The sequence below is a fragment of the Nonomuraea sp. NPDC049129 genome (genome assembly GCF_040648495.1).
In the GTDB taxonomy this organism is placed as follows: domain Bacteria; phylum Actinomycetota; class Actinomycetes; order Streptosporangiales; family Streptosporangiaceae; genus Nonomuraea.
The window spans coordinates 32334-45728 of record NZ_JBEZDU010000028.1; the positions used below are offsets into that span (position 1 = coordinate 32334).

General features: G+C 68.9%; 15 protein-coding genes. 8 read left to right on the forward strand and 7 right to left on the reverse strand.

Annotated elements, in window-relative coordinates:
* Positions 1-6 precede the first annotated feature (6 nt).
* Positions 7-540 (forward strand): MarR family transcriptional regulator, encoded by a 534-nt coding sequence (locus tag AB0B64_RS50040; protein ID WP_358196186.1) that lies wholly within the window; start codon positions 7-9, stop codon positions 538-540.
* Between the two features lie 61 nt (positions 541-601).
* Here AB0B64_RS50040 and AB0B64_RS50045 read toward each other — a convergent pair whose 3' ends face one another.
* A complete protein-coding gene (locus AB0B64_RS50045; protein WP_358196194.1) occupies positions 602-1351 on the reverse strand; it encodes an NAD(P)-binding domain-containing protein in 750 nt (249 codons plus the stop codon).
* Between the two features lie 98 nt (positions 1352-1449).
* Here AB0B64_RS50045 and AB0B64_RS50050 point away from each other — a divergent pair, with 98 nt between their 5' ends.
* Entirely contained in the window at positions 1450-2064 is a 615-nt protein-coding gene (locus AB0B64_RS50050) for a TetR/AcrR family transcriptional regulator (RefSeq protein WP_358196202.1), read from the forward strand.
* Positions 2065-2195: 131 nt separating this feature from the next.
* Here the strand turns inward: AB0B64_RS50050 and AB0B64_RS50055 are convergent, their stop codons facing one another.
* Positions 2196-3443 (reverse strand): erythromycin esterase family protein, encoded by a 1248-nt coding sequence (locus AB0B64_RS50055; RefSeq protein ID WP_358196210.1) that lies wholly within the window; start codon positions 3441-3443, stop codon positions 2196-2198.
* Positions 3444-3515: 72 nt separating this feature from the next.
* A complete protein-coding gene (locus AB0B64_RS50060; RefSeq protein WP_358196219.1) occupies positions 3516-4238 on the reverse strand; it encodes a haloacid dehalogenase type II in 723 nt (240 codons plus the stop codon).
* 249 nt (positions 4239-4487) lie between these two features.
* Here AB0B64_RS50060 and AB0B64_RS50065 point away from each other — a divergent pair, with 249 nt between their 5' ends.
* A complete protein-coding gene (locus AB0B64_RS50065; protein ID WP_358196227.1) occupies positions 4488-5369 on the forward strand; it encodes a nucleoside hydrolase in 882 nt (293 codons plus the stop codon).
* A 17-nt stretch (positions 5370-5386) separates the two neighbouring features.
* Here the strand turns inward: AB0B64_RS50065 and AB0B64_RS50070 are convergent, their stop codons facing one another.
* A complete protein-coding gene (locus tag AB0B64_RS50070; RefSeq protein ID WP_358196234.1) occupies positions 5387-6343 on the reverse strand; it encodes a helix-turn-helix domain-containing protein in 957 nt (318 codons plus the stop codon).
* Positions 6344-6601: 258 nt separating this feature from the next.
* Between AB0B64_RS50070 and AB0B64_RS50075 the strand changes: the two genes are divergently transcribed.
* Together AB0B64_RS50075 and AB0B64_RS50080 are read left to right on the forward strand one after the other, a co-directional pair.
* Entirely contained in the window at positions 6602-7246 is a 645-nt protein-coding gene (locus tag AB0B64_RS50075) for a carbonic anhydrase (protein WP_358196242.1), read from the forward strand.
* A gap of 81 nt (positions 7247-7327) precedes the next feature.
* Entirely contained in the window at positions 7328-8011 is a 684-nt protein-coding gene (locus AB0B64_RS50080) for an NmrA family NAD(P)-binding protein (RefSeq protein ID WP_357958698.1), read from the forward strand.
* Positions 8012-8102: 91 nt separating this feature from the next.
* Here the strand turns inward: AB0B64_RS50080 and AB0B64_RS50085 are convergent, their stop codons facing one another.
* Complete coding sequence (locus tag AB0B64_RS50085) at positions 8103-8477, reverse strand: nuclear transport factor 2 family protein (RefSeq protein WP_357958701.1); 375 nt, start codon at positions 8475-8477, stop codon at positions 8103-8105.
* A 138-nt stretch (positions 8478-8615) separates the two neighbouring features.
* On the opposite strand from AB0B64_RS50085, the gene AB0B64_RS50090 reads away from it, so the two are divergent.
* Positions 8616-9623 carry a YafY family protein gene (locus AB0B64_RS50090; protein ID WP_357958704.1) on the forward strand — a complete coding sequence of 336 codons (1008 nt, stop codon included), beginning with the start codon at positions 8616-8618 and terminating at the stop codon, positions 9621-9623.
* A 129-nt stretch (positions 9624-9752) separates the two neighbouring features.
* A complete protein-coding gene (locus AB0B64_RS50095; protein WP_357958707.1) occupies positions 9753-9977 on the forward strand; it encodes a hypothetical protein in 225 nt (74 codons plus the stop codon).
* A gap of 37 nt (positions 9978-10014) precedes the next feature.
* Here the strand turns inward: AB0B64_RS50095 and AB0B64_RS50100 are convergent, their stop codons facing one another.
* Positions 10015-11163: a hypothetical protein gene (locus AB0B64_RS50100; RefSeq protein WP_358196265.1), complete on the reverse strand. Its 1149-nt coding sequence runs from the start codon at positions 11161-11163 to the stop codon at positions 10015-10017.
* A 168-nt stretch (positions 11164-11331) separates the two neighbouring features.
* On the opposite strand from AB0B64_RS50100, the gene AB0B64_RS50105 reads away from it, so the two are divergent.
* Entirely contained in the window at positions 11332-12285 is a 954-nt protein-coding gene (locus AB0B64_RS50105; RefSeq protein ID WP_357958712.1) for a DUF5829 family protein, read from the forward strand.
* 50 nt (positions 12286-12335) lie between these two features.
* Here the strand turns inward: AB0B64_RS50105 and AB0B64_RS50110 are convergent, their stop codons facing one another.
* A complete protein-coding gene (locus tag AB0B64_RS50110; protein WP_358196280.1) occupies positions 12336-13355 on the reverse strand; it encodes a saccharopine dehydrogenase NADP-binding domain-containing protein in 1020 nt (339 codons plus the stop codon).
* Positions 13356-13395 lie beyond the last annotated feature (40 nt).

Genomic DNA, 13395 nt, shown 5'->3' on the forward strand with positions numbered 1-13395 from the left:
CACATCGTGACGCGGGCGCAACGCCACGAGCTGGACGATCAGGACATCGACCTGTCCTCCGTCATCGCCCCGGACCTCCTCGATCCGCGCGTCTCCCTCTCCTCGATCATCCACTGGGCGGACAGTCACGCGGTTCGGCTGGCCCTCATGGCCGCCGTCGAGTTCCCCGTCAACGATGTGCCGATGTTCCTCGTCGTGAACCAGCTCAGCTACCGGGGAGCGATGCGCCCCAGCGACCTCGCGCTGGCCCTCGGAACAGGACGGGCCAATCTCACCAAGATCGCCCATCGCCTGCACGACGCCGGCCTCATCGTGCGTGTTCGCGAGCCGTCGGACGAACGCAGCGTGCTGCTCGCCCTCACTCCCCGCGGACGGGAGATCGGGGAGCGGATCATGGAGTGCGTCCAGCAGGACCTTGAGTCGCTCCTGGCGGACTGGAGCGACGAGGACGTGGACACGCTCAAACGCCTCCTCGCCCGCTTTGCCCGCGACACGATGTGGAAACTGCCGACGCCGAAAGGCCATGCCAGGTCGGGCTGAGATCTGCTGGTCACCACGACATCGTGACCGAGGTCATCAGCCCGCTCCCGGCCGCGTCGGGCTATGCCCCTGGGGAAAGCTTTCCGCCCGCCACGCCCCGGACGGCGCTGTCGATCAGTTCCTTCACCCGGGCGGCCGGAACCGGAACGCCCGGGGTCTCGAAGAACCAGCGGAACGCCTCGTCCTGGCCGACCCCCTCAGGCGCCTGCCCCGGGAAGTACGGCTGCACGTACACCGGCGTGCCCGGTTCGACGCGCCAGCTGTCGGCGAGCGACCCGGCGTCCACCGCGTCGTAACCGAGGACGTCCAGCAGCGCGGTCACCTCGGCCTTCGCGGCCGGGTCGTCACCCGCGATTGGCAGGGCGCTGCGGTCGGCGGCCCCGGCCGGCCGGGCGCTGGTGGACAGGCGGTGGAAGTCGATGTTGTTGAACGCCTTGACCAGGCGTGAGCCGGCCAGGTGCCGCTGCACCAGGGCGCTGGAGGTCAGCTCGTCGGAGTCCAGCTCGGCGATGCGGCCGTCGCGCTCCGGGTAGTAGTTCATCGTGTCGATCACGATCTTGCCCGCCAGAGCGGCGGCCGGCAACTGCTTGTAGGCGTGCAGCGGAACGGTGGCCACGACCAGGTCACCCGCCTCGGCGGACGCGGCCGGTGTAGCCGCGCGGGCCTGCCCGCCCAGCTCCGTCACGAGATCGGAGAGAGTCTCGGGGCCGCGCGAGTTGCTCAGAACGACGTTAAGACCGGCGGCGACGGCGAGGCGGGCCAGTGTGCCGCCGATCATTCCGGTGCCTATGAGGCCGAGAGTCTTGGTCATGGCGTCTCCATCTCAGTGGGGAAATTTACGGGACATCTGCAAGATACAGCACACATGCAAGAATAAAGACACATGTACGGTAGGCTAGAGTTGTGGATGTGACAACGACCAGAGACAGCAATCCCCCGAAGGTCGACCTGCGCGTGCGACGCACCCAGGCGGCCCTGCGGCGCACTCTGATCCAGCTCGCCGAGGAGCGGGACCTGTCGCAGATCAGCGTCGCCGACGTCGCCGAGCGGGCCGAGGTGAGCCGCTCCGCCTTCTACTCCCATTACCGGGACGTACACGAGCTGGCCGAGGCCGCCTGCACCGCCATGGTCGACGACTTGATCGAGTCGCTGCCCGCCCTCGCCTGCGAGACGGCGGACGAGGCGCCGGACCCGGTCCAGGCGCTGGCGGCGTTCTTCGCCAACCTCGCCGAGTACGCCGGTCTCTATCGCAGCCTGCTGGGGCCGCAGGGCAGCGCGCGCGTCATCGACCACGTACGCCGCCGGATCACCGCGACCATCCACCTCGCCGCATGCGCGTCACCGGTCGCGGCGCCTGAGGTCCCGCATGACGTACCCGCCGCGTTCACCGCCGGCGCGCTCATCGGCGTGGCCTCCGACTGGCTCCAGCGCGGATGTCCACGGACACCGAACGAGATGGCCGCGTCGACCTGGCCCCTCCTCGCCGCCCTCCACCACCTCGACGGCACACCCACCCACCACTGAGGCGGTCGGCTATCTCCCCCCGAAGGGGGCATTCCCATCAAGGGACCCCAGCCACGACAGGCCGTCACAAGGATTGAGGCGGTCGTCTGACAAACCACCCCATTCGGGGGACGGCGGCCACGATGGGTGGCTCAGATTTCCTTGACGAACACGATGGCGTCGATCCGGTCGATGGTGGCCGGGTCAAGAGACAGGTAGGTGTGGTCGGCCGGCACGCGAGGCGTCAGCTTCCGGTCGATGGTGGCCGGGTCAAGAGACAGGTAGGTGTGGTCGGCCGGCACGCGAGGCGTCAGCTTCCGGTCGAGGGTCGCGGCGAGGCGGCCGGGATCGATGACGGCGCGGGCGTGGGGCAGGGTCGACAGGAGTCCTTCTAGGGTGTCGGGAGGAGGGACGTCGGAGTCGCGGGTGCCGAAGGTGGCGGCGGCGAAGGCGTACTGGTCGCCGAGGTGGGTGCCGATGATGGCGCCCGCGCTCCACCACTGGAGCGACTGACCCGCGAACCACAAGTGACTCTTGTCGCGCTGCAGGTGGCGGTTGCCGGCGAACGCGAGCGTGGGGCCGCGACGGGCCTCGCGGCGGACGATGGCGTCGAGGTTGTCGGCCATCATCGCATCGCGCAGGCACATGAGCGTGCCGAGGCGGGTGGGCGCGGTGTCGGCCAGGCCGGCGTGATAGCGCAGGAGCCCGGCGGCGGTGCGGACGTGCAGGTCGGCGCGCCACCAGTCGTCGGGTGAGGTGGTGGCCGTCAGGTGGGGCGCGTGCGCGGTGAGCAGCACGCGCAGGTCGTCGGCGATCAGGCGCAGTTCCTTGGCCTCGGGGGTGTGGCCGACGGACTCGGTGGGATCCATGATGCCCCGGTCGATCCAGCGCTCGTCGGAGCCGAGGAGTTCGTCAAGGGTCTCGCGACTCCAGGCCAGGTCGAGGTGGGCGGCGAGGTAGTCGTACAGCGCGGTCAGGGCTGGGTGGGGACTGGCGACGCCGATCACCTCCAGCGGGGCGTCGAAGCCGTAGAAGCGGAGCCGCTCGTGCGGGGGACGCTGCTCGTTGTAGGCGCGCATCCAGCGCAGGAGCTCACGGTTGGCGGGTGAGGCGCCGAAACCGTGGCTGAAGCCGCGGCTCATCGCGTCGTCGAGGGTGGCGGTGCCGTCGGTGACGTACGAGTCGGCGACCAGGGCCGCGAGGCAGTCGCTCTCCAAGGCGATCGAGCGGTAGCCCTCGTGCTCGACGAGGTGGTGGAAGAGCTCGTTGCGCAGCTCGAGGAAGGCTTCGACGCCGTGGGTGGGCTCGCCGAGGCCGAGCAGGCGGGTGGCCGGAGACAGGAGCGCGGTGAGGGCGCTGCCGGCGAGGGGACGGGCGGCGTCCCGGCTGAAGGCCGTCATGCATTCGACTGTATCGTTGAACTCTTAGTTTAAACTTTGGCGGCCTTTCTGGCTGTTTACGAGCGCGTACCCTCAAACAGAGTTGTCGGCATCGACCGCGTCCGCGAACGCGCCCATGGACGTGAAGGTCCAGTCCGGAGTGACGTCGGCCGACGGCGCCGGCGTCGCTCCCCCGCCTGGGCTGTCATGACGGCGGTCGATCCACACCGTCGGCAGGCCCGCCGCCTTGGCCGGCACGTGGTCGTGGAACAGGCTCTGCGCCACGTGCAGCAGCTTGCCGTCGGCCACCCCGAGCCGCCCGGCCTCGCTCATCAGCGCCTCGAAGTTACGGGGAGACGGCTTGTAAGAGCCGATGTCCTCAGCGGTGAGGATGCTGGTGAAGGTGACGCCGAGGCGCTTGTTCGAGCCGGCGAAGGAGGCCCGGTCCACGTTGGACAAGATGATGAGCTTGTACCGGCGCGCGAGCCGCTCGAGCGCCTCCGCCGAGTCGGGGAAGGCCGGCCAGTCAGGCACGGAGACCGCCAGCCGCTCGGCCTCCTCGTCGCTGACCGGCACGCCGAGCTTCGTACCCAGGCCCCGCATCGCGCGGGCCAGGATCCGGGAGTAGAGGTCGCCGGGGTGCTCGACCTCGGCCTGCGCCTCGTGCGTCGCGTACGCCGTCAGCAACTGCTCGTCAGTCATCCGGAGACCATGCGTGCCGGCCCACTTACGCAGGACGGCCGCGATACCGGCCTCCCAGTCGATGAGGGTCCCGTAGCAGTCGAAGCTGAGGGCATCGAAATCGCTGAAGGTCACCGTGCACGCTCCTCTTCCGCACTGCGCCTTCCAGGTCGGCGAGCAGCCGACGGCACAGCTCGTCGGCGACGGCGCCCGCCACCGTAACCGGGTGAATCGACACGGTTAACCGTATAACAGGCAGCCAGGCGATCCGAGATCGTCTGCCAGTCGTTGACAGCGCTCCTCATTGACAGCGCCCCGAAGATCGGACAACCTACCGGAACGGAAGATTATGCGGCAGTGCATAATTATGCAACGGGAGCTGCGATGCGCAAGCGCAGAGTGATCATCAACACCGACGCCAAGAACGAGGCCGATGACCAGTTCGCCATCGTCCACGGGTTGTTGTCGCCGACTCTCGACATGCGCGGGCTCATTCCTGCCCATTTCGGCACCTGGCGGTCGCAGCGGAGCATGGAGGAGTCCCGCGAGGAGATCGATCTCCTGCTGGATCTGCTCGGCCTGACCGGCTCCGTCACCGTCGCGAACGGCGCGGCGACGCCGCTGCCGGACGAGCGCACCGCCGTGGACTCCCCCGGCGCCCGGCTGATCATCGAGGAGTCGAAGCTCGCGAGCGAGGAGGATCCGCTCTATGTGGCCTTCCTCGGGCCGCTGACCGACATGGCCTCGGCGATCCTGCTGGACCCCGACCTCGTACGACGCCCGCTGGTCGTGATCTGGATCGGCGGCTCCGGATACCGCGGCTACGACGAAGGCACCCGGATCGAGTTCAACCTCTCCAACGACATCCACGCCGCCAACGTGGTGTTCGACTCCGGCATGACCGTGTGGCAGGTGCCCAGAGACGTCTACACCAAGGTCTCGGTGAGCTACGCCGAACTAGAGGAGAAGATCGGCGACGCCGGCCCGCTGGGCCGCTACCTGATCAAGCAGCTGCACGAGTGGAACGCGACGTACCACCCCGGCCCGATCGAGTCCCGCTCGCTGGGCGATTCACCGGCCGTCGCGCTGATGCTCTACCCCGCGAGCGGAAACCTGCGCGTCAGGCCCGCTCCCCGCTTCGGCGCGGACGGCTCCTACCTGCCCGGCTCGAACCACCCGATCCGGGTCTGCGAGGAGGTCGACGTGCGCTTCCTGCTGGAGGACATGTTCGCCAAGATCCGGGCCTTCGGGCGCGAGCACGGCTGACGCGCGGGTGTGACCGGTCAGGCGTCCGCCATCTCGTCCTTGTGACGGAACAGGCTCCGGTATTCCTGCGGCGAGGTGCCAAGGTGCCGATGGAACACGGCCCGCAAGGAAGCGGGAGCGCCGAGCCCGGTGAGGCGGCCGATCTGCTCGATGGGCACGGTGGTCGCCTCCAGCAGTTCGCGTGCCCGGTCGATGCGCGCGTCGGTCAGCCAGGCCATGGGCGGAGTGCCGGTCTCCTCGCGGAAGCGGCGGATCAGCGTCCGCCGCGACATATGGGCGCGTTCCGCGAGGTCGTCGACGGCAAGGGGCTTCGCCAGGTTGTCGATCATCCACTCCCGCAGAGGAGCAAGCACATCTCCGCTCGCTTCGGGGCGGAACTGTTCGACGAACTGCGCTTGACCTCCCCGTCGCCGTGGCGGCGCGACGAGATCACGTGCGCGTGTGTTCGCCGCCGCGGCGCCGAGGTCGGTGCGGATCAGGTGCAGGCACAGGTCGATCCCCGCGGTGACGCCGGCGGAGGTGAGGATATCGCCGTCGTCGACGTAGAGCTGATCTGGCAGGACATCGACGCGTGGGTAGCGCCGACGCAACTGCTCGGCCGCCCGCCAATGTGTGGTCGCGGGGCGTCCGTCGAGCAGCCCGGCCGCGGCAAGGGTGAAGGCCGCGGTGCAGATGGAGACGAGCCGGGCGCCTCGGGTGTGGGCCGCCCGTAGCGCCGCCAGCAGCTCAGCTGACGGGGTCGCGTCAATGTCGTCGTAACCCGGAATGATCACAGTGTCGGCGTCGTCCAGCGCCTCGAGGCCGGCCGCGACGGTGATCGCGAAGCCGCACCCCGGCACCAGTCCGGTCTCGGTGTCAGCGCAGACCGTCAGCTCATAGTGGGGGTCCATGGTGAAGATCTGCGTCGCGGCACCGAACTCGAGCGGGAGCACCCCGGGCTGTACGAGCACTGCGACGTGGTGTCTGTCTGCCATAGTGGCACGATTGTAGCGCCGAATGGCATCCGTGCCACTTTTGCCCGGGTTCCGCCTCGTACCGTCGAGTCATGACCGATACCGCCGCCCTCTCGGAAGGGCCGCAGAACGACGTACTCGCTCTCCCGACCGGGCCGCTGGTCGAGGCGAGCCTCGCCGCGGCACGGGCCGCAGGTCCCCGAACGCATGGGACTGCTGACCTACCTGACCTACGAATGGCCCGTGGGGAGAGTAGGCCCACAAGAATTGGAGTCAAGCATGTCGAATTTTGTCGAATTCGCGTTCAGCGGGCAGCCGGGATACAGCGAACCGGCGGTCCGGAAGATCGTCACCAGTTCGATTCCCGTCAGGACGATCGCCATCTACTGTTTCGACCCCCGGGCGGCCGGCGTCGCGCAAGCGGTGGCCGATTACTTCGGTGACGAGGTCTATCCTGGAGAACTCATTCTCGACGAGACCGGCCGGAAAATAGGTTCTACCGCGACGGTGTTCCCCCTCATCGTCGGGGGCGGACGCGCGGCGGACACTCTTCGCTCGATCACCGTCTCCCAGCACCTGTTCGGAATCGAGCGGGTTGTCGTCGTACACCATTCCTTCTGTGGCGGGACCTCCTTCACGGAGGAGGGGATCATCGACGCGTGGAAGCGTGAACAGCACACCGATATCTCGTCCGTGTACGACTGGGACGGCATCCGCATCGCCGACTTCGAGAAGTCACTCAAGTACGACGTGAACCTGATCCGTAACAGCCAAGGCACGCCGAAGCACGTTGAGATTCATGGCCTCTTCTACAACGTCGATTCCGGCGAGCTGACAGAGGTCGTCCGGGACGTTCCCACCGAGGCCGCACCCGGGCCAGAACCACGAGAGGTGACGGCTCAGGCGTCAGGGGCGATCCGCTGAGCGGTCAGCGTTCTGCGGCGAACGACCATCCACCCCGCCGCACGCCGCTAATTCCAAAGAAGGAGTAACAACTAGACTTTGATGAAAGGGATCGATGCCCTGTACTTCACCTACCCGATCCGTCACGGCCTGATGGACGCCACGGCGAACGTGGCCCTGGCCGCGGAGGAGAGCGGCGTGCGGGCGATCGTGAACATGTCGCAAATCTCCGCCCGCCGCGACTCCGCCAGCAACGCGGCACGCCAGCACTGGGTCGCCGAACGCGTGCTGGACCGCTTCCCGGTGGCCGTCACCCACATCCGCCCGACCTTCTTCGCCCAGTGGCTGATCGACACCTGGGCCGACGGAACCGGCGAACTGCGGTTGCCCTTCGCCGACGGACGCCATGCCCCGATCGCTGAAAGCGACCAGGCAAGGGTGATCGCGGCCATCCTGGAGGATCCCGCCCCGCACGCCGGCAAGATCTATCCGCTGTACGGGGCGGTGGAGCTCAACCACTACGAGATCGCCGAGAAGATGTCGCAGGCGCTCGGCCGTCAGGTCACGTACGTGCCCATCAGCCTCGACGAGTTCAGGACCATCCTGGAGAACCGCGGCGCGCCGGAGCACCTCATCCAGCACCTTCTCGCCGTCGCGGTCGACTACCGCAACGGCGTCTTCGCCGGCACGAACGACCTGGTGAAGAAGATCGGCGGCGCCGACCCCCTCGATGTGGAGGGCTTCGTCGCCCAGAACCGGGCGGCCTTCGACCCGCACACCGCCTGAATGGCTGCCCGCGATGCGGCCGAGCAGCCCCGCGCCTCCTGACCGAGGCTGTCGCCGCTCACGTATGCGGTCCCGTCGGCGCGGGGCCGGGTCAGTGCTGGATGTCGCCTCTGGCCTTAGCCATCGGGAGCAGGTCGAAGACACTGATCACGCGCGTGATCTCGCCGTTCTCGACGGTGAGGTAGTCGATGCCGCGGAAGTCCTTCAGGATGGGCGTGTCGACGGCGTACACGGTCGCCGCGTTCGTGTCGTTGCCCAGGACGTCGATGACGGTGGCGCCGATGAGCGTGTTCGCGAACGGTTCGAGGAACCGGCGGTAGCCCTCTACTCCCTCGAACGTGCCGGTCGGGGCCTCGCACACGACGTCGTCGGCGAGCAGGCTCAGGGCCTTCTCTACGTCCTTGCTGGTCCACGCGCGGACGAAGTCCTCGGCGACCTTCTGGGCGAGCGCGTTCGTTGCGGTCACAGCACAGTTCCTTTCGTGGTGCTTTGTCCCTGGCAAGGCCGGGACGCTCGAAGCCGCCTCCTGTAGGTGGCTCGTCTGCCCGCAGCTTCGCCGAGGTATATGTCAGGTGCTGTCATATACATAGGTAAATTTGGAACCATGAGGTCCGAGCGCCTGCTGTCGATCATGCTGCTGCTCCAGACCCACGGCCGGCTGGCCGCCGGAGACCTGGCCGAGCGCCTGGAAGTGTCGGTCCGCACCGTCATGCGCGACATCGAGGCGCTGTCGGCGGCCGGTGTGCCCGTCTACACCGTGCGCGGGCCCCATGGCGGCATCGCCCTGCTGCCCGGCTACCGCACCAACGTCACCGGCCTGACCGCCGACGAGGCTCGCGCCCTGTTCGTCCTGCTGTCCGATCATGCTCACACCGAGCTGGGCCTGGGCCGGGCCCTCGGCTCCGCGCTGCGCAAGCTGATGGCCGCCCTGCCCGCCCCGCACCGGCCGGACGCCGACCTGGCCAGCCGTCGTATCCTCATCGACCCGGTGCGCTGGCGCGGCGGGCCGGCACACCCCGCCACCGGGCCGGCCGTCGACCTGGCCGTACTCCAGCAGGCGATCTTCACCGACCGGCGGCTGCGCCTGCGCTACCGGCACGGCCGCGACAACCGCGTCCGCTCCTACACGCTCGATCCGTACGGCCTGGTCAACAAGGCAGGCGTCTGGTACCTCGTCGCCGACCACCGCGGCGAGCCCGCACTCTTCCGAACCGACCGAGCCTTGTCAGCCGGCATCCTCGACGAGCCCGTACGACGCCGCGACGGCCTCGAATTGGCCGACGTCTGGGACGGCCTGCGCCGCCACATCGACGACATCCCCGCCCCACTGCCCGTCACGGTCAGCGTCCACCGGGACATCCTTGCCAGATTCCTGCGCATCCACGAAGCGGACCTGGCCGGGCCTCCTCCCACCGACCTCTCGCCGGACGCCGACGACCACCCGGAGCGGGTGCACGTCGAGCTGCGCTTCCGCTCCCTGGCCGCAGCCGAGGTACTGCTGGCCTTCGGCACCGACGCCGAAGTCCTCGCTCCGGCCGAACTCCGCCAGGCTCTGGCCCGTAAGGCGGCCGAGGTCGCCGCCCGCTACACCACCGACACCGATCACCGGTAGGGCCGCTCTTAAGATCATCCCGGAACTTTCCCCTACAGGAAGAGCTCACTCATGCGCACCATCTACGCCATCACCCATCCGGAGGCGACGCACCACGTCGAGGGCTGAAAGGTTGCCAAGCTGTCCGGCGTGGAAGCGACCCTGGACCGCAGGCTGCGGGAGAAATCCTACGGAGAGGCGGGGGGAAGGCCAGTGGCGTCCTGGATCAAGATGCCGATCGAGTCGGTCGGCCATGCCAGTTTCCGGGCGCCGTCCGGCAGCATCACCACGCTGCGCGAAGACGACTTCTTCCACAACCGTCAGGTCGTCATCCTCGGTGACACCCGCCATCTCGACTCCGCCGAAGCCGGCTGACCTCTACCTGGCCCGCCGAGCTCACGAAGCCCTGTGGTCACCAGGCCGCGCGCGGCGGGTCGCCCTCACCCGGACGCTGGTCGACTGTGATCGGCACCGAGGTGGCCGCGCCGTCGGTGAGGCCGACCCGGTAGGCGCGCCAGTCGTGCACATACAGGAGGTGCTCGCCGGTTCCGTCGACGCTGAAGCGCAGGCTCAGTGAGGCGCCGGGCGGCAGCTCCGGCCGGGCCAGGACCTGCGCCGGCCCGCCTGCCACGGGGACGCGTTCGACGACGTGCCCGGAGGCGTAGATCAACGCGCTGCCGTCGGGGGTGTGGGCCACCGACTCGATCGGCATGGCGCCCGTGGTGTTCTTGATGATCCGGGACGCGGCACTTTCCGGGTCGGCGTCCAGGCGGGCGAGGTCGAGCGAGGCGATGGCCCGGCCACCCAGCACGTACGCGAGCGAGCGGCCGTCCGGGGCCCAGGACAGGCCGGTCACCATCGAGTGCGCCATCGTCTTCCAGTCCCGGCGCCGGCCGGTGGCGACGTCGAGCACGGAGATCTTGGCGCCACCTCCGATGAGCGGCGTGGAGTAGGCCAGCCGGGTGCCGTCGGCGCTGAGGGCGAGGTCGAAGACGAACGTCAGGTCGTCGGGGTCGGTCTGCGTGACGGCCACCGGCTTACCGGGCCGCCCGTCCTCGCCGAGACGTACCAGGAAGAAGCAGATGCGGGGCTTCTTCGGCTCAGTCCAGCCGGCGACCGCGAACGTGCGGTTGTCCCGGGCGGCGGCCACGAGGTGCCAGGAACTCTCAGCGCCGGGCGGCAGCGGGATGTTCGCGATGAACGACCCGGTCTCGGCGTTGTGCACGGCGGGCGGCACCGGAGTGAAGACGGCGGTCTTGGACCTGCCGGGGAAGTGGGTGAGCGGAGTGCGCGCGGAGACGAAGAACCGCGGCGGGCCCGTCGCGGTCAGGGGCGCTCCGGTCGCCATGGGCTCGGCCAAGGAGGTCGCCATCGGGAACGGGTGCCGTACGGGACCCGAGGACACCATGGGCGAGGGCAGCGACGGGACCACCGTGAGCGACGTCAGGGGCTGGGGTGCGCTGATGAGCGACACCCGGTCGGCGGCCGGATCGGCGCATCCGGCGACCAGGACGGCCAGGGCTAAACCGGTCAGGGCGGCGGACGTACGTGACGACGACATGTAGCGATCATCGCATGGGGCGGCAGCGACGCGCATAACACAGAGCGGCCGGGCGACATGGCGGTTGACCTGCGGATTCGCGAGGGCAGTGGGCATGGTTCCGGCGCATTGTTAGAGGTTTGTCAAATCTTCAGTGGATGTGATCTTCCCAAACCTAAGATCACCTCCATGCTGATTCACCGAACCTTACGGACGATCACCGTCCTCGCCGCGACGTTCACCGTCGCGTTGTCCGGGGCGGTCACAGGCGGCGCGAGCGCGGCGATGGCCGACGAGAGCCGGCCCAAGCCCGACCGTCAGCTGCTCTTCTACAACCACGCCTACAGCGTCGTCGACAAGGAGACCGCCGACGCGGTCGAGAACTCCGACTACCTCCGGAAGTTCGCCAACTTCGAGGTCCGCACCACGACCGGTGGCGGGATGACCTGGAAAGGCCGCTACCTGAAGGGCCGCGAGACCTATCTGGAGCTGTTCTCGGTGGGCGACCTGCCCGGCCAGGACGCCGAGTTCGGCTCCGCCGGGCTCGGGACCTCGGTCGAGCGCGCGGGGGACCTCGCCACGGTGACCGAGCGCCTGAAGGCCGCGGGGATCGCCAACCCGTTCCCGTACCGCCAGACGCGTGACTTCGGCGACGGGGTCAAGGTGCCGTGGTTCGACACCATCCGTACCACCGGCGACCAGTACGACGCCTTCGACCCGTGGGCGATGGAATACCTGCCGGAGTACTTCGCCGACCCGCGCAGCAAGACCGAGCCCGAGAGCTTCCCCGGCGACGTCGGCCGGGAGCGCTACCTGCCCGACGACTACCGCGACCACCTGATGCGTGACGTGACCTCCATTCGCATCGGGGTGCCCGCTCGTGACCTCGCCAACACGGTGCCGCTGCTGCGTGCCGGCGGCTTCACCGTCCGGACGCTTCCCGGCGGTGGCGTCGTCGCCGAGGGCGGCGGCACCCGGATCCAGCTGGACTCCGTCGCGCGCGAGCAGGCCGGCCTCAAGCAGATCCAGATGTCGCTCAACAAGCCCCTGCTGTCCATGACCGAGGAGCGGATCGGCCGGTCCACCCTCGCCGTCGGCCCCGGCGCGCGCGCCGTGTGGACCTTCGACGCGCCCGCCAAGTAAGCATCACACCGCCGCTGTCCTTCAGGCCCGGCGCGGCGCGATGGATGCGGTCAGTGCGGAAGCTCCACCGACAGGTGCGGACTCAGCGCCCGGAGGAAGTCCGCCGCGTCGAACATCGCGCCCGCCGAGGCCAGGCCCGTCGTCCGGGTATGCCCGGCGAGGATCCGCTGGACGGCCTCCACCGCCAGAGGTGCGGTGATGGCGTAGATGTCCTGGCCCCGGGCCGTGGCGCGGCGCTCGACGCCGCCCGCGCGTACCAGGACGTCGACGACGAAAGTCTGATTCGACCGCCCCAGGGCGTCGACCGGCTCCGGCGCCGGCGTGTCCTCCCGGGCCAGGTCCCTCGCGGCTTCGACGGTCATGTAGGTGCGGACTTCAGGCACGGCCAGGTGACTAGGAACGGTCACGACATCGGCCATGGTGAACTCCGCGATCACCGCCCGCCGGCCCAGCGGCTCTGGAAAGAGCCAGTCCTGCTCCACCGCCTTGTCGTCGTGGTATTGCAACGCGCCGTCCGTGAACCGCACCCGACGGCCCCCGCGACGCTCATGGGACACCTGTCCGGCCGCCCGCGTGCCCGCGGTTGGACGCCAGCTGCTCAGCCCGTACGCGACGTGCGCCTCGTCCGCGGCGGTCCACTCTCCCATCGCCGCGGTCACCAGCAGGTCGCCCAGCCCACCGTAGAAGGCCATCGCCGGCACCACGGGTCGGGTAGCCGCCGCGTGGTCGGCGAACATCGCGGCGTTCGCCTCGATCTCGGCCGCGACGTCGACGTACGGGATCCCCGCGCGCGAGGCCGCCTCGACGACCGGGCCGCCCGTCACCGCGAACGGTCCCGCGCAGTTGATCACGGCCGCCGCACCGGCGAGGGCCCGGTCCAGTGCGCGCGCGTCGTCCACGCCGGCCGGCCGCACGACCACGTCGGCCCACTCGGCCGCCAGCGCCGCCAGCCGAGCCGCGTCCCGGCCGGAGATGACAGTGGCGATGCCACGCCTGCGTAGCTCGGCGACGATGAAGCGACCGGTGTGCCCTGTCGCCCCGTACACCACCACTGCGGCCGTCGTGCTCATGGTTCCCCCATCTCGATGTTCTGATGGGCGTCAGTCTCGC

Excerpts from the sequence above, each read along its gene's own strand:
- AB0B64_RS50080 (WP_357958698.1), top strand. The coding sequence starts at position 7,328 with ATGAAAGGGATCGATGCCCTGTACTTCACCTACCCGATCCGTCACGGC.
- AB0B64_RS50045 (WP_358196194.1), bottom strand. The coding sequence starts at position 1,351 with ATGACCAAGACTCTCGGCCTCATAGGCACCGGAATGATCGGCGGCACA.
- AB0B64_RS50065 (WP_358196227.1), top strand. The coding sequence starts at position 4,488 with ATGCGCAAGCGCAGAGTGATCATCAACACCGACGCCAAGAACGAGGCC.
- AB0B64_RS50070 (WP_358196234.1), bottom strand. The coding sequence starts at position 6,343 with ATGGCAGACAGACACCACGTCGCAGTGCTCGTACAGCCCGGGGTGCTC.
- AB0B64_RS50110 (WP_358196280.1), bottom strand. The coding sequence starts at position 13,355 with ATGAGCACGACGGCCGCAGTGGTGGTGTACGGGGCGACAGGGCACACC.
- AB0B64_RS50105 (WP_357958712.1), top strand. The coding sequence starts at position 11,332 with ATGCTGATTCACCGAACCTTACGGACGATCACCGTCCTCGCCGCGACG.
- AB0B64_RS50090 (WP_357958704.1), top strand. The coding sequence starts at position 8,616 with ATGAGGTCCGAGCGCCTGCTGTCGATCATGCTGCTGCTCCAGACCCAC.
- AB0B64_RS50055 (WP_358196210.1), bottom strand. The coding sequence starts at position 3,443 with ATGACGGCCTTCAGCCGGGACGCCGCCCGTCCCCTCGCCGGCAGCGCC.
- AB0B64_RS50100 (WP_358196265.1), bottom strand. The coding sequence starts at position 11,163 with ATGTCGTCGTCACGTACGTCCGCCGCCCTGACCGGTTTAGCCCTGGCC.
- AB0B64_RS50075 (WP_358196242.1), top strand. The coding sequence starts at position 6,602 with ATGTCGAATTTTGTCGAATTCGCGTTCAGCGGGCAGCCGGGATACAGC.